At 33.8% G+C, this 21,725-nt stretch carries 19 protein-coding genes; 10 read left to right on the top strand and 9 right to left on the bottom strand.

Annotation, left to right across the window (positions count from 1 at the left end; translation table 11 throughout):
* The first annotated feature begins 16 nt into the window (after positions 1 to 16).
* Positions 17 to 2,119 (top strand): ATP-dependent DNA helicase RecG, encoded by a 2,103-nt coding sequence (gene recG, locus CL818_RS08680; protein WP_286972718.1) that lies wholly within the window; start codon positions 17 to 19, stop codon positions 2,117 to 2,119.
* Here the strand turns inward: recG and CL818_RS08685 are convergent.
* The 5 genes from CL818_RS08685 to CL818_RS08705 form a co-directional block, all read right to left on the bottom strand.
* Positions 2,116 to 2,787, bottom strand: a complete 672-nt coding sequence (locus CL818_RS08685) for a haloacid dehalogenase type II (protein WP_286972719.1) — start codon at positions 2,785 to 2,787, stop codon at positions 2,116 to 2,118. The two genes, recG and CL818_RS08685, sit on opposite strands and share 4 nt — an antisense overlap.
* 65 nt (positions 2,788 to 2,852) lie before the next feature.
* The gene (locus CL818_RS08690) at positions 2,853 to 4,274 is read right to left on the bottom strand and encodes an NAD-dependent succinate-semialdehyde dehydrogenase (protein WP_272973742.1); all 1,422 of its coding nucleotides are present in this window, start codon (positions 4,272 to 4,274) and stop codon (positions 2,853 to 2,855) included.
* A 46-nt stretch (positions 4,275 to 4,320) separates the two neighbouring features.
* Positions 4,321 to 5,436, bottom strand: a complete 1,116-nt coding sequence (locus CL818_RS08695; protein WP_272973744.1) for an alkene reductase — start codon at positions 5,434 to 5,436, stop codon at positions 4,321 to 4,323.
* Between the two features lie 85 nt (positions 5,437 to 5,521).
* Positions 5,522 to 6,106 (bottom strand): Crp/Fnr family transcriptional regulator, encoded by a 585-nt coding sequence (locus CL818_RS08700; RefSeq protein WP_013187841.1) that lies wholly within the window; start codon positions 6,104 to 6,106, stop codon positions 5,522 to 5,524.
* Positions 6,107 to 6,183: 77 nt separating this feature from the next.
* Positions 6,184 to 6,960 carry a TerC family protein gene (locus CL818_RS08705; RefSeq protein ID WP_272973745.1) on the bottom strand — a complete coding sequence of 259 codons (777 nt, stop codon included), beginning with the start codon at positions 6,958 to 6,960 and terminating at the stop codon, positions 6,184 to 6,186.
* Between the two features lie 472 nt (positions 6,961 to 7,432).
* Between CL818_RS08705 and CL818_RS08710 the strand changes: the two genes are divergently transcribed.
* The 6 genes from CL818_RS08710 to CL818_RS08735 all read left to right on the top strand — a co-directional run bounded on the left by CL818_RS08710 (position 7,433) and on the right by CL818_RS08735 (position 14,735).
* Positions 7,433 to 8,401 (top strand): TerC family protein, encoded by a 969-nt coding sequence (locus tag CL818_RS08710; protein WP_219360231.1) that lies wholly within the window; start codon positions 7,433 to 7,435, stop codon positions 8,399 to 8,401.
* 108 nt (positions 8,402 to 8,509) lie between these two features.
* The gene (hpf, locus tag CL818_RS08715) at positions 8,510 to 8,812 is read left to right on the top strand and encodes a ribosome hibernation-promoting factor, HPF/YfiA family (RefSeq protein WP_013187844.1); all 303 of its coding nucleotides are present in this window, start codon (positions 8,510 to 8,512) and stop codon (positions 8,810 to 8,812) included.
* A 675-nt stretch (positions 8,813 to 9,487) separates the two neighbouring features.
* A complete protein-coding gene (locus CL818_RS08720; RefSeq protein ID WP_286972724.1) occupies positions 9,488 to 11,893 on the top strand; it encodes an alpha-ketoacid dehydrogenase subunit alpha/beta in 2,406 nt (801 codons plus the stop codon).
* Positions 11,894 to 12,988: 1,095 nt separating this feature from the next.
* Entirely contained in the window at positions 12,989 to 13,762 is a 774-nt protein-coding gene (locus CL818_RS13590) for a mechanosensitive ion channel family protein (protein WP_502692239.1), read from the top strand.
* Between the two features lie 35 nt (positions 13,763 to 13,797).
* The gene (locus CL818_RS08730; RefSeq protein ID WP_272973749.1) at positions 13,798 to 14,331 is read left to right on the top strand and encodes a hypothetical protein; all 534 of its coding nucleotides are present in this window, start codon (positions 13,798 to 13,800) and stop codon (positions 14,329 to 14,331) included.
* Positions 14,331 to 14,735 (top strand): hypothetical protein, encoded by a 405-nt coding sequence (locus tag CL818_RS08735; RefSeq protein ID WP_272973750.1) that lies wholly within the window; start codon positions 14,331 to 14,333, stop codon positions 14,733 to 14,735. Before CL818_RS08730 ends, CL818_RS08735 begins: the two co-directional genes overlap by 1 nt.
* Here CL818_RS08735 and CL818_RS08740 read toward each other — a convergent pair.
* Entirely contained in the window at positions 14,732 to 15,568 is an 837-nt protein-coding gene (locus CL818_RS08740) for a 1,4-dihydroxy-2-naphthoyl-CoA synthase (RefSeq protein ID WP_272973751.1), read from the bottom strand. The genes CL818_RS08735 and CL818_RS08740 overlap by 4 nt on opposite strands.
* Before the next feature lie 99 nt (positions 15,569 to 15,667).
* On the opposite strand from CL818_RS08740, the gene CL818_RS08745 reads away from it, so the two are divergent.
* Entirely contained in the window at positions 15,668 to 16,780 is a 1,113-nt protein-coding gene (locus CL818_RS08745; RefSeq protein ID WP_272973752.1) for a C1 family peptidase, read from the top strand.
* A gap of 90 nt (positions 16,781 to 16,870) precedes the next feature.
* Here the strand turns inward: CL818_RS08745 and CL818_RS08750 are convergent, their stop codons facing one another.
* Both CL818_RS08750 and CL818_RS08755 read right to left on the bottom strand, forming a co-directional pair.
* Entirely contained in the window at positions 16,871 to 17,908 is a 1,038-nt protein-coding gene (locus tag CL818_RS08750; RefSeq protein WP_272973753.1) for a hypothetical protein, read from the bottom strand.
* A 321-nt stretch (positions 17,909 to 18,229) separates the two neighbouring features.
* Entirely contained in the window at positions 18,230 to 19,423 is a 1,194-nt protein-coding gene (locus tag CL818_RS08755; RefSeq protein WP_272973754.1) for a proline dehydrogenase family protein, read from the bottom strand.
* 88 nt (positions 19,424 to 19,511) lie between these two features.
* Between CL818_RS08755 and aroB the strand changes: the two genes are divergently transcribed.
* Positions 19,512 to 20,588 (top strand): 3-dehydroquinate synthase, encoded by a 1,077-nt coding sequence (aroB, locus tag CL818_RS08760; protein ID WP_272973755.1) that lies wholly within the window; start codon positions 19,512 to 19,514, stop codon positions 20,586 to 20,588.
* Positions 20,589 to 20,655: 67 nt separating this feature from the next.
* Positions 20,656 to 20,985 (top strand): hypothetical protein, encoded by a 330-nt coding sequence (locus tag CL818_RS08765; RefSeq protein WP_013187855.1) that lies wholly within the window; start codon positions 20,656 to 20,658, stop codon positions 20,983 to 20,985.
* Between the two features lie 15 nt (positions 20,986 to 21,000).
* Here CL818_RS08765 and CL818_RS08770 read toward each other — a convergent pair whose 3' ends face one another.
* Entirely contained in the window at positions 21,001 to 21,699 is a 699-nt protein-coding gene (locus CL818_RS08770) for a hypothetical protein (protein ID WP_272973756.1), read from the bottom strand.
* Positions 21,700 to 21,725: the final 26 nt, after the last annotated feature.

Genomic DNA, 21,725 nt, shown 5'->3' on the forward strand with positions numbered 1-21,725 from the left:
CTGTAATTTAGCGGCAATGAGCAGTCTTCTACAAACTCCCATAGATTATTTAAAAGGTGTTGGTACCAATCGTGCAGATTTACTCCGCACAGAATTAGACATACACACCTTTCAAGATTTGCTCAATTTCTTNCCGTTTAGATATATAGATAAGACTAAGTATTATAAGATAANTGAGCTGCAACGCAATTCTGCAGACGTTCAAGTTATAGGGAAGATTACACACATAAAAACTGTAGAGCAAAAACGCGGAAAACGTTTAGTGGCAGATTTTATAGATGATACCGGTAAAATGGAATTGGTCTGGTTTAGAGGTCATAAATGGATTAAGGAAAACCTTAAATTAAACACAGCATATGTAATTTACGGAAAAGTAAACCATTACAACGGAACGTTTTCTATGCCTCANCCAGAAATGGAACNTTATGCAACTCATAAAGAAGAGGTTAAGATAGCTATGCAACCTGTTTATTCATCTACCGAAAAGCTAACCAACAAAGGCATTACCCAACGNTTTATGGGCAAAATGATGCAACAGGTTTTTATACAAACTGGAGCAACTTATGAGGAAACACTTGCCGCANCTTTAAGAGNGGAACTAAANTTAATTAGCAAGACTCAAGCGTTACGAAACATACANTTTCCTAAAAATTCAGAATTACTAGCCAAGGCACAATTTAGGNTAAAATTTGAAGAGCTATTTTATATACAGCTACAAATGCTTTCTAAGANCTTACAACGTAAGCAGCGCCTAAAAGGCTTTCCATTTGATCAAGTTGGTGAGGTTTTTAACGACTTTTACGAGAATCACTTACCATTTGAGTTAACCAATGCNCAAAANCGCGTAATTAAAGAAATTAGAAATGATTTAGGCAGTAGCGCCCAAATGAATAGATTACTTCAAGGTGATGTGGGTTCGGGAAAAACCATTGTTGCACTAATGTGTGTTTTGTTAGCTATCGATAACAATTTTCAGGCGGTTCTTATGGCACCTACTGAGATTTTAGCGCAACAACATTATCAAGGTATAAAAGACCTTGTGGCTCACTTAGATATTAAAGTTAATTTACTAACAGGCTCAGTTAAAAAGAGTGATCGTACCTTAATTCATGAAGCTCTTGAAGACGGCACACTTAATTTACTAATTGGCACACATGCAGTTTTAGAAGACAAGGTGCAGTTTAAAAATTTAGGNTTAGCTATTATTGATGAACAGCATAGATTTGGAGTGGCACAACGTTCTAAATTATGGCGTAAGAATACCATACCACCACATATTTTAGTGATGACAGCTACTCCAATACCACGTACTCTAGCTATGAGCGTGTATGGCGATTTAGANATAAGTGTAATCGATGAGTTGCCACCTGGACGAAAAGCCATTAAAACTGTACATAGGTTTGATAGCCATAGACTACGTGTCTTTANGTTTATACGTGATGAAATTGAAAAAGGCAGACAGGTTTATGTTGTATATCCATTAATACAGGAAAGTGAAGTNTTGGATTACAAAGATTTAATGGATGGTTACGAAAGTATTGTGAGAGATTTTCCTCAGCCAGAGTATCAGGTTTCTATTGTTCACGGCCAAATGAAGCCTGCAGATAAAGATTATGAAATGCAACGCTTTGTAGAAGGTAAAACACATATAATGGTTGCAACCACNGTTATTGAAGTTGGTGTTAACGTTCCTAATGCATCTGTTATGATAATTGAAAGTGCTGAGCGTTTTGGNTTATCNCAACTACACCAATTGCGCGGTCGTGTTGGTCGTGGTGCAGAACAGAGTTTTTGTATTCTTATGACCGGTCATAAACTTAGTGATGATAGTAAAACTCGCCTAGAAACTATGACGCGTACTAACGATGGTTTTGAAATAGCCGAAGTAGATTTAAAACTTCGNGGTCCTGGCGATATGATGGGTACGCAACAAAGTGGTGTTTTAAACCTTAAGATAGCAGATATAGTTAAGGATAATAATATTTTAAAACTAGCAAGAAGTTATGCCTATGCAATCTTAAAAGAAGATCCTAGCTTAAGTGATGACAGTAATGCTATTTATCGTAAAATTTATAAGCTGTTAGGCAAAGACAAAACCATTTGGAAATATATTTCTTAAGAGAGCTGTTTCACCAATTCTTTTAATGAAGTGCAGCTTAACGTAGGCTTTTTACCTAATGGATAAATAGATTTTTTTTCTCTTTCAATAAAAGCCGTTTGTAATCCTGCTTGTTGTGCACCAATAATATCCCAACCGTGTGCAGCTACTAACATTGCTTGTTCTGCGGAAACATTTAAAGAGTCTANAACATATTTNTATGTGTTGGCGTGTGGTTTATAAACTTTTACAGCACTAACNCTAAATAAAGCATTAAAATANGNAGAGAGCTCTGCGTTTTCAATTTGTTGTTCCAAAGCATCTTTACTACCATTGGTTAATGCTACCAATATAAATCCTTTAGTTTTTAGNNCCTGCAATGCTTCTACAACATCTGCGTGAGGTTTTAAATTAAGGATATGGTTTAATATTGTTTTAGTTTCAGCTTCAGATATATGAACGTTAAAATGAGCTTCAACCATTTTTAATACTGCTTTNCCGATAGCACCAAAATCGTTATAGGTTTCTTGTATTGTTTCAGCAAAAGAATACATTAATAGTTTATGAAACCAAATTTGGAATGCGGCTTCGTTTCCAAATGCATTATTCATAGCTCTTTCCATTAAAGAAAGGTCTANAAGTGTTTCATTTACATCAAAAATGAGAAGTTTAGGTGTGTTTTTCATCATTATTATTAAAACTATAAATCCAAGCTGTTACACTTGGATNTATANAATTTANATTAAAGNTTATACTAGCTGTTTAAGCTCATAATAGCCTTTTCATTTACAAACTCTTTCATACCAAANCCACCATGTTCTCTACCATATCCTGAGTTTTTAACGCCTCCGAATGGCATGTTAGGTTGTGCTAATCCAAATGAATTGATAAACACCATACCAGTATCAAAATGATTTTTGGCAAGCGCGAAGGCTTTGTCTTCATCTTTAGAGAAGATACCACCACCAAGACCAAATCTACTATCATTGGCAATACGCATAGCATCTTCATTATCTTTAGCTCTAATTAATGACGCAACAGGACCAAAAAGCTCATCATCATAAGCTGGCTGTCCTGGTTTCACATTTTCAAGAATTGTTGCTGGATAATAAAACCCGTCGCCTTGAGGAAGTTCTCCACCTACAAGAATTTTTGCTCCTTTAGCAACACTTTCTTTAAGCTGTGTGTGTATTTTATTACGTAAATCTTCACGTGCCATTGGGCCGATGTCTGAATCTTCATCCATAGGATCTCCATGTTTAATATCCTTCATTCCCTTAACAAATGCTTCTTTAAACTTATCATAAACGGCATCTACTACCACAAAACGTTTTGCAGCAACACAAGTTTCTCCATTATTATAAATACGTCCTTCTACACTTGTTTTAGCAGCTAACTCTACATCTGCATCATCTAAAACTAAGTAAGCATCATTACTACCAAGCTCCATTACTGTTTTCTTTAATGCAGCACTTGCTTTTTGAGCAACTACTTTACCTCCTTCTGCACTACCAGTCATCGTAACTCCTCTAACAAGGTCGTTTTCTATAACCTTATCAGACTGTTCGTGGTTCATTACTAAAACAGTGAATAAATGTTTTGGCAAGCCAGCATCCTCATATACTTTCTGTAAGAATTTAGCAGAACCTGTAACATTTTCTGCGTGCTTTAGCAATACTCCGTTACCTGCCATTAAGTTAGATATACTATATCTTACTGCCTGATAGCAAGGAAAATTCCAAGGCTGTATACCATATACAATACCAATAGGAGAATGAGTAATTACTCCTTTTCCTCCTTCAGGTAATTCACGCTCTATATCTTTAAGTACGTCTGCTCCAGTATTTGCAGTATAATCACAAATTCCTGCACAAAGCTCTACTTCTTGCAAACCTTGCTTATAAACTTTACCCATTTCTTGAGTCATAAGCTTGGCATATTCCTCTTTACGCTCTTTTAAAAGTTTACCTATAGATTTAAGTACTTTACCACGTTCTTCAAAAGATTTAGATTTCCACTCTGTAAATGCTTTGTGGCATTTCTCTACAGCATTTGTAACATCTTCATCACTCATATAGGTATATTCTTCAATAACCTTTCCTGTATGAGGATTAATAGTGTTAAACCCATTTTCTCTTTCTCTATTTATTATCTCTATTTCTTTTTCTAGTATCATTTTTTCTTTTTTTTTGGTTAATTAAAAAGCTAAGTCTTATTAAGTTTTAGCTTGTTGGTATAAGGTCTCTAGTTTTGGCTTCATAATCTATATAGCCTTCAGGACCTTGTGAATAAAAGGTATTAGCATCCCATTCTGCAGTTGGTATATTTTCTTTAAATCGACCTACTAAGTCTGGATTCGATATATATAGTTTTCCAAAAGCAACAAGGTCTGCATCACCATTTTCTATTACTTTATTTGCGGTGTCTTTTGTAAACCCAGTATTTATCATTAATGTCCCTGAATATTTAGGACGGTATCGCTTTGCAATATGCTCTTCTGCATAATCAACATCTGAGACATCTGTAAAAGGCTCAGATAAATGTATGTATGATAAATCGTATTCTTTTTCTAATCTTTCAATCACATAGTCGAATGTTGGGATGGTATCTTCAACGACTTCCATTCCAAATGTACCGTGTAATGATGGGTTAAATCGAGCTCCTATCCTATTCTGCGGAATTACCTGTTTTACAGCATCTAAAACTTCAAAAAAGAAACGCGCTCTGTTTTCTATACTTCCGCCGTATTGGTCGTCTCTTTTATTACTGAAGCTACTGAAGAATTGATGAAATAGATATCCGTTTGAAGAATGTATCTCTATGCCATCAAAACCTGCTTCAACTGCATTTTTTGCTGCTTGCTTAAAATCATTTACTGTAATTTTTATTTCCTCAAGTGTCATTGCCTTTGGGGTTACAGTATCTTTAAAACCTTCTGGAGTATAAGATTGTGCGTGTGGATTTATAGCTGATGGTGCTACTGGCAAATCACCATCATGAAAATCTGGATGACTCATACGGCCTACATGCCATAGTTGTATAAAAATACGTCCGCCAGCATCGTGTACACTTTTTGTTACTTTTTTCCAGCCTTCTACTTGTGCTTTAGAGTGTATTCCTGCAGTATGTATGTAACCAACTGCTTGTTTAGATACTTGCGCACCTTCTGTAATTATGAGTCCTGCTGTAGCACGTTGTGTGTAATATTCTACGTGCAATTCTGTAGGTGCATTTTCATCGTTTACAGCACGGCTACGTGTCATAGGTGCCATTACTGCACGATTAGGTAACGACAAGTCGCCAATTTTATGTGGTTGTAATATAGGTTGATCTTTCATTGTAATTTTTTTGGTTTTACCCAAATATACAATGAAGAACAGCTTGAAATGCTTGACGTACGTTAGCGTAAGCTGTTAAAGATAGTTAAGAGGCTATTTCTAGCTGTTTCCTAATACGGCTTAAGCTTTCTGGTTTTATACCAAGATAGTTTGCTATATGGTAGTTTGCTACACGACTTTCAATTCTAGGATAAGATTTACAAAAATCTATATAACGTTCTGTTGCAGATTTCTCTAATGTTGATAAGACACGTTTTCTAAGAGACACAAATGCTCCTGCTGTTTTAATTCTGAAGAATCGTTCAAATTTTGGAATACGGATATATAGAGTTTCAAGTATGGCTTTATCTAACTTTAAAACTACAGAGTCTTCAATTGCTTCAACATAGAGTTTAGCTGGTTCATTGTTAAAGAAGGCTTCAAAATCACTAATCCACCAATCTTCAATAGCAAATTGAATAATGTGTTTTTCGCCGTGAGAATCTAGATAGTATGCTTTCAAACAGCCTTTTAGAACATAGAACTCTGAATTTACAACATCGCCAGGTTGAATTAAAAAGTGTTTCTTAGAAACTTTCTCTTCAGTAAACAAGCTTAAAAACTCTGTCATCTCACTTTCTGTAAGATCAATTACCTTATTAACGTGTTGTCTTAATTTTTCACTGGCCATTACACAAATATAGACTTTAGTTAAAATGACTCACGTTAAAAAAATTAAAAAAAACTGGCGTTGTTTAGCATTGGGATTTAGTTAAGACCTCCAGAAATTTTTTTCTGATAACGGCCTTGTACTATATCTATAATAACCAATGTTATGATAACAAAGTAGAATGTTCCTTTACTCATTGGAGTAATTTCACTTCCAAAAAACTCCATATGTGCTAAATGGCCACCTTCGCTCATTAGCATAATTCCTACTATAAATAATATAAATAGTCCCAATACTTCATACATACGGTTCTTCTTCAAGAAGGCAGTTACTTTTCCTGCTAACCAAATCATCATAACACCACCAATTACAATTGCTACAGCCATTACCCAAAAGACATCGGTTAATGCAATGGCACTTAAAATTGAATCGAATGAGAATACAAGGTTCATTATAATGATTGAGATAATGATTCTTGTAACACTTTTATGTTTTGAATTATGCTGATCCTCATTATGCTCTTTAAAAGACATCATATGCCAGATTTCTTTTACTGAAGTATAAATTATGAAAACACCACCTGCTAAAACAATAAGGCTGTGAATATTAAACTCACCACCAACTATACCTTCTAAATGAAAACCAAAAACAGGATCTTGAAACAAATCAATTAAACTTACCAAGACAAAAAGCAATACAATACGTAAAACTATAGCTATTCCTATTCCTAATAAACGCACTCGCTTTTGTTCACTAGGTGGTGCTTGACCGCTTTCCATGGATATATAAAGTAAGTTATCTAACCCTAAAACCATTTGCAAGAGAGTTAGCATACCTAAAGTGATAAAATTATCGAGTGTAAAAAGACCTTCCATAGTTTATTAGTTGTATAGTTTAGGTCAAAGATACTTTTTAAGAAGACAATTAAAAATAAAAAACCTCTTCGGTGAGGAAGAGGTCTTTATTGATAACTAATTAAGTGGAAAAACTAAACTTAAAACTTATACCCTAAAAAATAATTAGCTATTCTAAAACTTTTAAATAAAAGAGGTGATTTTAATAATACAGGATAAAACTATACTATAATTCTCTATTAAAATACCAAAAATTGAATTTTTAGAATATTTTTATCAAATAATTAAAGAATATTTATTTTTAATAAGAATTATTTGCCAAATTTATGTTAACAATGTAAGCGAATGTATAGATAATTAAAGTTTATGGTTTTAAAAATATAGTGTATAACCCTTAAAATTTTAATTAAAATAAATAGTGAGATAACAAGTCAAACCATAGATAATTAATCCTGAATTATCGAAATTTGCTTTTTAAAACTACTCAAGAACTATGCTTACAGTCTGGATTATATTTATCGTATTTATACTTATTTGTCTTGCATTAGATCTTGGCGTCTTTAACAAAAAGGCACATATAATAAAGACTAAAGAAGCGTCAATATTTACTGCTATCTGGGTTTCTTTTGCTCTTGCGTTTAGTGGCGTAATTTGGTGGTTGTTTTCACAAGGTATTGTAGAGAATCCAACAAATCTCACAGCAGATAATGCCGTACTTAAATACATTACCGGCTACCTTATAGAGCTTTCTTTAAGTATTGATAATGTTTTTGTGATTGCTGTAATATTTTCATCTTTTAATATTCCGCAATTATACCAGCATAAGGTCTTGTTTTGGGGAATTTTAGGTGCAATTGTTTTTAGAGCATTAATGATTTTCTTTGGGGTCGCGCTTATTACTAAGTTTGATTGGATAATTTATGTATTTGGTGCCTTCTTACTTTATACAGCATTTAAAATGCTAAAGAGTGACGACAGTCACTTTAACCCAAAGCAATCTTGGATTTTTAAGACTATAAAAAAAGTGTACCCTATCACTACTGCTACAGATGGCGATAAGTTTTTTATTCGCCGTATGGGTATTAAAGCAGCCACTCCTCTATTTATGGCTCTTTTAGTAATAGAACTCACAGACATACTATTTGCATTGGACAGTATTCCTGCAATCCTTGCCATTACCGAAGATCCATTTATTGTATTCTCTTCTAATATCTTTGCAATATTAGGTTTACGTTCTATGTATTTTTTAATTTCCAGAATGCTCGAAAAGTTCAGATATATTAACTACAGTTTAGTTGTTATACTAACCTTTGTAGGCTTAAAAATGATTTTTGTTCATCATATTGAAATACCTGAATGGCTTTCATTAGCTGTAATAGTAGTGGCTCTTGCTGGTGGCATTTTAGCTTCGGTTTTAATTAAGAATCCTCAAGCAAGTGATGTAATAGATGACTCTAATTAAGCTTAGTTACATTTAAAAAAACTTTAACCACATCTTAAAAAAAAGCCAAATAGGCTGTAATATTTGCTATGCCTAAGCTTGTCTTGTATCTTAGTATAAAAATATATTATGGAGATTAACTTTAATTATGTGCACGTAAGCGCTAGTGAGCGTTTAGAAGCATTTACGACAGAAAAAATAAATAAATTAGCTAATAGATACGATTTTATAGTAAAGGCAGATGTTTTCTTTAAAAAGGAAAACACATCTGAGCCAGATACAGGTATGATTGCAGAAATTAGATTAAGTGCACCTGGTCCTAGACTATTTGCAGAATCTAGTAATAGTAATTTTGAACACGCTGTTGCAGAAGTTGCCGAACAATTAAAAACGCAATTAGAGAAGCGAAAAGCTTCTATGAAAACGTATTAATAGTTACGATACTAACTAATCCTTAAAAATATAATGGGCGTGATAGCACAAGATAATAAACAAATGAATTTCTATTATTCAGAAGACTCTAGTATAGCCAAGCAAGCTCTTGGCTACCTAGAAGCTTCTGATAAGAAAATTCAACTTATAAATATTAACGAAACTAAACTTACCGGCACACAATGGGCAGAATTATCCCAAGGNGTTGGTACTACTATAGACGGATTAATTTCAAAAGATCATCCTAGTGCAAAAGATGTAATTAAAGATGGTGATTTTGATGAACACGATTGGATAGATATTTTAAATAACTGTCCTCAGGTATTTGAGTATCCAGTAGCTATGAATGGGTCGTCTTTTCTTTTGGTAAATACACCATCAGATATCCTTAAGTTTTACGGTGTAGACAGTCCTGCTTTAAACAAACCAAAACTTGGCGAGGAGCAAGATACTAAACCAGCTTCAAAAAATGATAATTATATCGAGTAATTCATCACTTTTAATAGTTTNAAATTAAACAAAATGCAATTGAACATCTCAATTGCATTTTTTTATTGCAAATTTCATTAGAAATATGACTTTTAATTATTGAATTGNTAGTTATTTAGCATATTGCTGTATTGGTTTTCAGATGCATTTCCATTACCTTTGCATGATAAAATTTGAATCATAATTATGCAAAAATCGCCTTCCACAGCTAAAGATATTTCTTTTGAAGATTTTAAGACAGAAGTTTTAAATGATTACAAGCTTGCCGTAACCAGTAGAGAGTGCAGTTTACTAGGNCGTCGCGAGGTACTTACAGGTAAAGCTAAATTCGGAATTTTTGGAGATGGTAAAGAGGTACCACAGTTAGCATTGGCTAAAGCCTTTAAAAATGGAGACTTTAGAAGTGGTTACTATAGAGACCAAACCTTTATGATGGCAATTGGCGCATTAAACATACAACAGTTTTTTGCAGGCCTATATGCTAACACAGATTTAGAAAAAGAGCCAATGAGTGCAGGACGCCAAATGGGTGGTCATTTTGCAACTCACAGTTTAAACGAAGATGGTTCTTGGAAAAANTTAATGCAACAAAAAAACAGCAGTGCAGACATCTCTCCTACTGCTGGACAAATGCCAAGACTTTTAGGTTTGGCACAAGCTTCTAAAATTTACAGACACGTAGATGGTATAGATGCTGAAAAATTTTCTGATNAAGGAAATGAAATTGCTTGGGGAACTATAGGTAACGCNAGTACTAGTGAAGGTTTATTCTGGGAAACTATTAATGCNGCAGGTGTCTTACAGGTACCTATGGTTATGAGTGTTTGGGATGATGAATACGGTATTTCTGTTCATGCAAGACACCAAACAACAAAAGAAAATATATCAACTATCCTTAGCGGCTTTCAAAGAGATGAANAGCACAAAGGNTTTGAAATAATGGTTGTAAAAGGTTGGGATTATGCAGCATTGGTAGATACTTACCAAAAAGCNAGTGCACTTGCAAGAGAAAAGCATGTNCCTGTTTTAATTCACGTAAACCAACTTACACAACCACAAGGACATTCTACTTCTGGATCTCATGAGCGCTATAAGAGTGAAGATCGTTTAGCTTGGGAAAANGAATACGATTGTAACGTACAGATGCGCCAATGGATGATTACTAACAACATTGCNACAGAAGAACAATTGTCTGAGATAGAAAAGGATATTAAAAAGCAAGTAAGAGATGGTAAAAANGCCGCTTGGTCAGATTTTACCAACATTTCAAAAGCNCCACACCAAGAGGTGTTGCCTTTATTAAAAAATCTTGCTGAATCCAGCTCTAACAAAACATTCATCAACGCATTATATGAAGAGCTAGCTTCTAAAAAAGAACCACTTAAGAAAGATTTGGTATCTTATTCTAGNAAGGCNTTACGCTATACNTTTGGAGAATCATCTGAAGCTAAATCTACACTAGAAAATTGGCTTACATCTTATATTGAAANGGTTCAACCAAACTACAGCAGTCACTTAGTAAGTGAAAGCGAATGGAATGTCACAGGTGTTAATGAGGTAAAGCCAACATATGACGATAATTCAGAAGATGTTGATGCNCGTTTAATACTNAGAGATAACTTCGACCATATATTTTCTAATCATCCAGAAACATTAATATTTGGAGAAGATACCGGAGAAATTGGTGATGTAAACCAAGGTCTTGAAGGCATGCAGGAAAAATATGGTGAACTAAGAGTTGCAGATACTGGTATTAGAGAAGCAACTATTTTAGGTCAAGGTATAGGTATGGCGCTAAGAGGNTTGCGTCCAATTGCAGAAATNCAATATTTAGATTACGTCTTGTATGCATTACAAATCATGAGTGATGATTTGGCTACNTTACAATANAGAACTGTNGGAAAACAAAAAGCACCTTTAATCATAAGAACACGTGGTCACCGTTTAGAAGGTATATGGCATAGTGGCTCACCAATGGGTGCATTATTACATACTTTAAGAGGTATACATATACTTGTTCCGAGAAACATGACTAAAGCGGCTGGTTTTTACAACACGCTTTTAGAGGCAGATGAGCCTGCATTAATTGTAGAGTGCCTTAATGGTTACCGTTTAAAAGAAAAAATGCCTACTAACCTAGGTGAATTTAGAACACCTATTGGTGTGGTTGAAACTGTTAAAGAAGGTAAAGACATAACTTTAGTATCTTACGGGTCTACTTTAAGACTTGTACAGCAAGCAGCCAAAGAGCTACAAGAAGTTGGTATAGATGCTGAAATCATAGATACACAATCACTACTTCCTTTTGATATTAATCATGATATNNTTGAAAGTGTGAAAAATACAAACAGACTTCTAGTAATAGATGAAGATGTTCCTGGTGGAGCTTCAGCATATATATTACAACACATTTTAGAAGAGCAAAACGCTTGGAGGTATTTAGACAGCAAACCAAAAACTCTTACTGCAAAAGCACATAGACCTGCTTACGGTACAGATGGTGATTATTTNTCAAAACCATCAACCGAAGATATTTTTGATGCTGTTTATGAAATTATGCACGAAAGNAACCCAACTCAGTTTCCAAAATAGAGCTAACACGTATTATTTAAAGACCTGCCTTATGCAGGTCTTTTTTTTATGGTTAACTTTAGATCACATAATTAATTGTCTAACCAACCTAAAATGCATTTAAAAACTACACGTTTAACTTATATATTAATTGTTTTGGGTGTCTTTTTTCTGGGACAAATTACTTGGTCTCAAGAACAAAAGGAGGAACAGAAAGATGACCAACCACCTAAAAAAGAATCTCTTTTTGAAGATGATGCTAATTATCAAAGCAATCCTATTGGAGATTTTAATGAAGCCTATTACATTGTAGATCGTTTAAATGAACAAATAGGCTTATCTCCTAGTGAATATAATTTACAGACGCCACAGGCTACCTTAGAGCATTTTATAGTTAGCTGCAGAAACAAGGAATTTGATAAAGCCATTTATGCACTTAATTTTAATTTATTTCCAAAATCACTTACAAAAGAAGATGCAGCAATCTTAGCTGAAAAATTNTACTTTGTAATAAACCAAAGAGTAAATATAGATTGGGATAATTTATCAGACAGACCAGATGGCCAAATAGACATTAGNACNACTACAAACAGTGCAGTTGCAGGTGCTCCAAGACGTAGTTTGGTATTTGGAGAAGTAGATTATAAAGGCCGTGATATTGTATTACGATTGCAGCGTGTTAGGTATAAAAATTATGGAGCTTTTTGGTTAATATCTGCTAATACAACAGATAATATTGAGAATATGTACGCTNAATATGGCCCTAGAGAGTTAGATCTTATGATGCCCAATTGGGCNCGNGTACAATTTTTAAATGTCCCTGTATGGAAAGTTGTTGGTACTATCCTACTTATTGTAATCGCATATTTTTTAGCAAGATTTATATACTTTCTAGTTTGTAAGATTTGTAAAAACTCAAAAAGATATTGGATTAAAAGCATTTCNGATAAGCTTGCAAAGCCAGTAGCTATCACNATANCGGTTTTATTTTTCTATATAACCTTAAATAAGCTTATCTCCTTCTCTGGCGCATTGGCAACTGTTATATANACAAGTCTCTTAATTGTAGTTGTAGGATCTATCACTTGGTTTATAATGCAATTTATAGATTACTTAATGCTGTATGTAGCAGACAGAAAAGTTGGTGATGTCTCTGAAGAAGAAAATGAAGAGTCTAGAAAATTACTTACCTANATTTCTGTAGCTAGGCGATTAATTACNTTCTTGGTAATTATAATTGGCGGTTACATCATACTCTCACAATTTAGATCNTTAGAAAAGTTAGGTATCTCCTTATTAGCATCTGCAGGTGTAGCAACNGTNATTATTGGTGTTGCGGCACAAAGTACCTTAGGTAATATTATTGCTGGATTACAAATAGCATTTACAAAACCTGTTAGAGTTGGTGATACTGTAATTATTGATGATGATTGGGGCTACGTAGAAGACATAAAGTTTACATTTATGGTAGTAAGAACTTGGGATTTACGAAGATTGGTAGTGCCGCTTAAATATGTAATTTCAAATACATTTGAAAACTGGTCTATGACAAGCTCACATCAAATAAGGCCTATTTATTTACAAGCTGATTATAGAACAGATGTTTCTAAAGTTAGAAGTAAGTTTAANGAANTGTTNGAGNANCNTGAAGANTGGGANCAAGATCATCCACCAGTTGTTCAAGTTACAGATATGAGTGACAAAACTATTACTATAAGAGCCCTTTGTAGTGCAAAAGATGCCTCTTCTACTTGGGATTTACATTGCAGCCTTAGAGAAGATTTGGTACGTTATATTTGCGACTTAGAAGATGGCGTCTACTTAGCAAAATCCAGAGTTGAAAATGTTGGAAATAGCGGTGAGGTTACTGGCGAAGAATCAATTGATTAATACATTTAAGTAAACAACTATAACTAACTATTATATTGAGACTTACACTTTATATATTTAAAGGATTACATTACGCATTTATTGTAGCGGTCTTGGCAGAAAGATCTCAAAGTACCTATCATTTAATTGCCTTAATTATAGCCCTATTTCTTATTGCATATACTTATAAACACACACCAATAAAAAAGGTTACCTATACATTTTCTGATGCATTAAATGTTGTATTTGTATTACTTGGCGCATTGGCCACTTTTGCACTTAGCGTAGAAACCAGTCTCAATACGGTATTTGTTGCTAGTGCATTAGGACTTTTAGGCGCTTTTATCCCAAAACATAAATTATTTAAAGAAGCACCTGCAGCATTGTATTGTGGTACATTTATAGGAATGACGTCTACTTTAGTTGCAAATGGTTATTTATTCATTGCATTTGCAGGAGCACTTGGCGGATTGGTTTATATTATTGCCAAGCCCTTTTTAAATGGTTTTGGTGGAAAGCTTGGCACAATTGCATTTGGTGGTGTTGCTTTTGCTACATTATTTATATACCTCACAAACCTAGTTTATTAATGATTGAAATAATACTATTATTAACGGGAACAATTGCAGCTCTCTCAACCTTTATAGCTAATTACACCTTAAAATTAGGAGCTGTAAAAGCTTCTGCTGGCTTATCTTTTATAGTCGCACTATTGTGTCTTCTTTTTGATGATATATTTAAAGAAGACTTAGCATTGCAAATACAACTTGTATTTTTTGGAGCTTCCTTTGTAGGTATGGTTTCAAAAGAAATAATTTCTAAACACTATCTCGTAGGTTTAGGTGGTCTTGTATTTTCTGCTATTTACTTAAATACAAGTTATTTTTTTGAAGGTTTTGGTGGTGCTTTAGGTACAACCGCTTGCATTTCTGTAATTATAGTTTTTGGATTACGTATAATTTTAAACAAAAGAAAACAGAAGGCTAACTTCTAAGGCAACCATTTCTTATCAAAGTTAGGTTTACGTTTTTCGAGAAATGCATCTCTTCCTTCTTTAGCTTCATCTGTCATATATGCTAAACGAGTAGCTTCTCCTGCAAAAACTTGCTGTCCTACCATACCATCATCTGTAAGATTCATAGCAAATTTTAGCATTTTTATAGATGTAGGGCTTTTTGCAAGCACTTCTTGCGCCCATTCAAAAGCTGTTTGCTCTAAATCTGCATGTGGAACAACGGCATTAACCATTCCCATTTCAAAAGCTTCCTGTGCAGAGTAGTTTCTTCCTAAAAAGAAAATTTCTCTAGCTTTTTTCTGTCCTACCATTTTTGCTAAGTAAGCAGAACCATAGCCACCATCAAAGCTAGTAACATCTGCATCTGTTTGTTTAAATATGGCGTGTTCTTTACTTGCTAAAGTCATATCACAAACTACATGTAAACTATGACCACCACCAACAGCCCAACCAGGAACAACACAAATAACTGCTTTTGGCATAAACCTAATAAGGCGCTGTACTTCTAGGATATTTAATCTATGGTAGCCATCTTGGCCAACATAACCTTGATGTCCTCTTGCCTTTTGGTCTCCACCACTACAAAAACTATACACACCATCTTTAGAAGAAGGTCCTTCTGCAGATAATAAAACTACACCAATGCTAGTATCTTCTTGAGCATCGTGAAATGCATCTAAAAGCTCTGATGTAGTATGAGGTCTAAATGCATTTCTTACATCTGGTCTATTAAATGCAATACGTGCAACGCCATCACTTTTTTTATAGGTAATGTCTGTATATTTTTTTACGGTTTTCCAATTAGGAGTCATAGTCTTTGGTTTGAGGCTTCAAAAATAATCAATTGAAATTGGATTTAGAATGTTGAATCAAATTTCATTACTTTTCAGTTTTAAAAACCAACTATTATTATGAGAGTCATCATCTTTTTCCTGTTTTTTAGCAGTGTAGCTTTACAAGCACAGAATTATCAATTTTCAGAAGACATTAACATTGCCTGTACGCCTGTAATAAGCCAAGGTCGTACCGGAACCTGCTGGAGTTTTTCCACTTCTTCTTTTTTAGAATCTGAAATTATAAGATTAAAAGGTAAACCTATCGATTTATCTGAAATGTATACAGTACGACAAATTTACCCTGAGAAGGCAGAAAATTATATCATGCGTCAAGGTAAAGCACAATTTAGTCAAGGTGGATTAGCTCACGATGTATTGCACTCTGTATCTAAATATGGATTAGTACCACAATCTGTATACGATGGTTTAGATACTAACCAAACAGACCATAACCATACTGAGATGGTTGCTATTTTAACCGCTATGTTAAACCGTTATATTGAGAATCCTGCTAAAGAACTGTCTCCAAAGTGGAAAATGGCTGTAAGTGGTGTTCTAGATGCATATTTGGGAGCTACTGTAAATGAATTTGAATATGATGGTTCTACATATACGCCAATGAGTTTTTTAGAGATGACAGGTATTTCTCCAAAAGATTATATTACTGTAACTTCTTTTAAACAAGCGCCATTTTATTCTACATTTATATTAAATATTCCTGATAATTTTTCTAATGGTAGCTTTTATAACGTTCCTTTAGATGAGTTGGTTGAGGTTACAGATAACGCTTTAAAAAATGGTTTTTCTGTTGAGTTAGATGTGGATGTAAGCGAGCAAACATTTTCTTCTAAACATGGTGTTGCAGTTATCCCAAGTAATGATAGCGACAGTAAAGCTATTTTAAGTGAAATTAAACCTGAAAAACAAATTACACAAGATTACAGACAACAAGAGTTTGAAAATTACAACACTACAGATGATCACTTAATGCATATTGTGGGTACTATAAAAGACCAAAAGGGTAATACATATTATAAAGTAAAAAACTCTTGGGGAACAGATGCTAACCGTAACGCTAATGGAGGATATATTTATATGAGTAAAGCTTATTTTAAATTAAAAGCTATTTCTGTTACAGTACATAAAAATGCACTTCCTAAGGCAATTGCAAATAAGCTAAACAAGTAATAACACTTATAATTATATACAAAAAAAGCCCTCGATTATATCGAGGGCTTTTTAATTTAAAGCTTTTGCTTTATCTACTTAAACTATACCTTAGTTCTTGTAGAAGTATACAGAAGAAGCACTAGATAATGCAACGTTAGTTGCAGGAGCTACATCTCCACCAGCTTCGAAGTCTGTTCCTACGAAAGAAACAACTCTACCTCCACCGTTTGCAATCTCTGCAATAAATACTGTGTTAGACTCTGCATCATACTCAGCAGATATTGGGTTACCTAATAATGTAGATTCACCAGCAACTCTTACTTGATCAGTAACAGCAACCATACCACCATCTGCAGCAGCACTAAACTTAGATGTAAAGTTAGATACTACGTGGAAACCACCATCTGTATCTGCACCATCACCAGAAGCTGCACCAATATCTGTTAAGATCATAGTAGTACCATCATAAGCCATACCGTGAGTTCTTACAATACCTTCAAAAGCAACTCTCTTGTCTGCAGAAATCGAAACATCTGTAGTGTGAGTTGATAAGAAGTTAGAGAATAATGCTACTTCATTAGTTGCATCTACAACAGCATATAAATCTGCTCCTACAAATGCAATTTCCCATACTTTAAAGTCAACAGTTACTGTGTTTCTTAATGTGAAACCAGAATCTGTTCTTTGGAAAATAAAGTAACGACCATCTGCAGTAGCTTCATCACCATCTACATCTTCTGAGTCTGCTACTACATAGAAATCACCACTTACAGCAATTGCTCTTGGGTTTTCTAATACAGCTTCACTAGATAAGCTAGCAGTTAAAGTAATACCATCGTTAGAAACTGATGCGTCTGCATAGCTATCTAATGTAAGGTTAGAACGAGATGCTTGTGTTACTGCATCTGCATCTGCATCATAATAAATACCTTCTGCTGCTAAAGAAGCAGTTAAAAGTGTTTTACTAGTACCATCTTCTAAATCGAATACTGTAATGTTACCGTTATTGTTATTAGAAGCGTAAAGTTCTGTTCTAGAATCTGCAGTTGGAGGCGTATTATCTCCACCGTTATCATCATCACTGCTACAAGCAGCAAGAGAACCTATTACTAAAGATCCTAAAAGGATTGTTTTTAAATTTTTCATTTTTTGGTTTTTGTTATTAAACATTGCTTTTATTTAAGATGTAAAGATAACGAGATGGTTGCGTACTTGTTGCTAACGATATGTGAATAAAATTCAACCCGTTTCATTATAACTAATTGTTTATCAATTATTTATACTAATATTTTGATGTAACATTTAACGTCATTTTAAGATTTTTGGGAGTAATTTGTGAGCTTTTAAATGGGTTTAAGATTTTTTTTAGAAAACTGGTATTTTGGATATAAAACATAAAAAAACGCTTACAATTATTTAACTGTAAGCGCTTTGCAATACTATAAGTATTCAAACTATAATTTCTATTTAATGAATAGTCTTTTTATGTTTTCCTTTTCGTCTGTCTTTTTCTTCTAATAATAAGGCAAGTTCTCTTCCTGTTTGTCCTTTTACAGATGTGTTTTCTTGAGCACGACGTATAAGATATGGCACAACATCTCTTACAGGACCAAATGGTATTAACTTGGCAGAGTTATAGCCATTAGCCGCTAGGTTAAAACTAATATGATCACTCATACCGTAAAGTTGAGCAAACCAAATACGACCATCGTCTTTAGCTAAATCTCTATCTTGTGTTAGCTGCATTGCCAAGTATGAAGACACTTCGTTGTGAGTACCTATAAATAATTCGAAATCTTCTAGGTGATTCATTATGTAGGCCATTACAGCATTAAAATTAACGTCTGTAGCTTCTTTATCTTCACAAATTGGTGTAGGATAGCCCATTTTAGATGCTCTTGCATTCTCTTTTTCCATATATGCACCTCTTACTATCTTGGCTCCTATTTTAAAACCTTTAGCTTGGCCTCTTTCGTGCAAGTCTTTTATATATTGCAATCTATCCCAACGGTAACATTGTATGGTATTAAAAATAATAACTTTCTCTTTGTTATAAAGCGCCATCATTTCCTCTATCAAATCATCTGCAGCATCTTGCATCCAAGATTCTTCAGCATCTACTAAAACACATACATCTAGATCGTATGCAGTTTTACAAAGACGTTTAACACGGTCTTTAATTTTATTCCAAGATTCTTCTTCCTCTTCTGTTAAGGTTTCTTTGTTTGTCACTTTTGCCCAAATATCAAAAGCACCTACACCAGTTGGTTTAAATACTGCAAATGGCATTTCTGGTTTATCTGCAATAAACTTTATAATGTTTATTTTACGTTGCGTAGCAGCATCAAACTCTTCATCGGTTTCTTTACCTTCTACAGAGTAGTCTAATATACCGTGTAGCTTCTTTGTATATATCTTTCGAATATTAGGTAAGCAATCTTCCTCGGTTACACCACCACAAAACTGATTAAATACTGTTTTCTTTATTAACCCTTCAACAGGTAACCTTAAATTTAAAGATACATTAGTTAAAAATGTACCCACTTTAACCATAACAGGACTGCCAATAGATTTAAACATGAAAATAGCACGGTTTAACTCTCCATCTGTCTTTAAACTGAATGCCCTCTTGGTATTGTTAAATATTTTTGTTGTAATCATTTCTATTTTTTTGACGCACAAATATAGGTATTGCAGCACTACTTTTAATTGTTTGTTATACTTTCGAATTAAAATTTGAAATTAACTTATGAAATTTGATCCCATAGCTTCTGGCAATAGCATTGTGTACTTTGAAAATGAAGGTTATACAGCTTTAAATAGTTATTTGAAAGAGGAAAAACCTTCTAAAATTTTTGTTCTTGTAGACTCTAATACCTTACAAGATTGTTTACCTATTTTCTTAGCTAAACTAGAAACAGAAATTGTTATTGAAACAATTGAGATTGAACCAGGCGAAAGTTTTAAAACAATTGATACCTGTGTAGGTGTTTGGAATGCTCTATCTGAGTTGAATGCAGATCGAAAAAGTATTATTCTTAATCTTGGTGGTGGCGTTGTAACAGATCTTGGTGGTTTTGTCGCTTCAACTTTCAAAAGAGGCATACCTTATATAAATATACCTACATCTTTATTAGCAATGGTTGATGCCTCTGTTGGTGGAAAAACAGGCGTAGATTTAGGAGTGCTTAAAAATCAGATTGGCGTAATATCACATTCTGAAATGGTTATTGTAGATACAAATTACCTAAAAACACTGCCAGGAAAACAAATGCGAAGTGGTCATGCCGAAATTTTAAAGCATGGATTAATTACTAGCAAATCGTATTGGGACAAATGTTCAGATTTAAAGAATCTCACCTTAGAGTCTTATGATGCTATTATTTATGAGTCTGTACAGATAAAAAATAATGTTGTAACCAAAGACCCTAAAGAAAAAGGATTAAGGAAGACATTAAACTTTGGCCATACGCTAGGTCATGCTATAGAATCTTATTTATTAGAACACGATACAAAAGACGCTGTATTACACGGCGAAGCAGTTGCAGCAGGAATGATACTTGCATTGCACCTTTCTGAAGCAGAATATGAGTTCCCTAGCCAAGAAAAGGAAGAAATTTGTATTACTTTATTGAGTATTTATGGAAAAATTTCTCTTAACCATGAAGATTATCAGCATATTATTGAATTATTAAAATTTGATAAAAAAAATACGCACGGTAAAATAAACTTTATACTTTTGAAGGGCTTTGGAGAGGCTGTTTTAGACTGCCAAATATCTAATGAAAGATTACTCGAAGCATTTAATTACTATAAAAACTTATAGTCCCTAATTTTGGATTATAAAAAGATTTTATACATTTAAACTTAAGACTTTAATAAAACCCTTTGCTATGAAACGTGTCATTGTTGACTATAAAAAACTTACCCCAGAAATTTTGGGAATGCTTGTTGAAAAATACCCTGACGGTTATGATGATGATCAAATAATCTCGTTTAGAAATGCTAAAAATGAGAAGATTGAAGCTGTCGAGGTGAGAACAGAAGACTCTATCTACCTTGTTAAGGTTAGTACAAAACTAGAAAACTCTATGGCAGGTTATGATGTTGATGATTATGATGATGGTGATTTATCTGAACCTATTGTAGAACTAGAACAAAAACCAGGCAAAGATGAATTGGATATAGAAGACGAAGAAACAGATGAAGAAGAAGAGGATTAATCCTCTTCTTTTTTTTTATCGCACTAATTGAATAGTTGCCTTATTACCAGTGGCTAGAGACCAATACCTATCCATTACTACATGACCACTGGAGTCTATAACTTTTAGCTCTGCTGTATTTGGTGCAAACAGGCCCATACTTACGGCCTTAAAATCTAAAATACTTATACCAGGTTTAATGTCTATTAGCATGACTTTATAACCTCCAGATAATGTTATATTACCTTCAACAAGTTCTTTGTTAAGGTAAACTTGTATAATATCTCCATCTACATTACCGTAATCTCTAAAAAACACTTCAACATACTTAGAGGTGGTTTTAATAGTACCTAAATTTCTATCACCAGTAAAAACCTCTTCAACAGGAAAGTTTTCTTCAGACCATTTTGGTTGTATATCGTAACGTTGGTCTATAAATTTTGATTTCTGAGGTGTCATATCTACCATTTTCTTAGAGTCATCTTTAGAGATAGAACTTTCAGACTTAGGTAACACCGTAAAGCCATTATTGGTTTTAGATAAACTTGGAGAAGTTTTGCTTCTTAAGCTACTGTTTTCTGCTTCTTTATTTTCTTCAGCCTTAATAAGAATACCACCAGTATTTCTATCTATTTGAGCTTGTAATGAGGTAAGGCCAACACAACATAACACAGCAATTATAGCTACTGCTTTATTAGAAAAGTCTCTTAAAAGTTGATGCATTGTTAAAGACATAATTGATAGTAATAGTTATTATAAGG

The sequence above is a fragment of the Croceibacter sp. genome, assembly GCF_002716225.1.
Taxonomy (GTDB): Bacteria; Bacteroidota; Bacteroidia; order Flavobacteriales; family Flavobacteriaceae; genus Croceibacter; species Croceibacter atlanticus.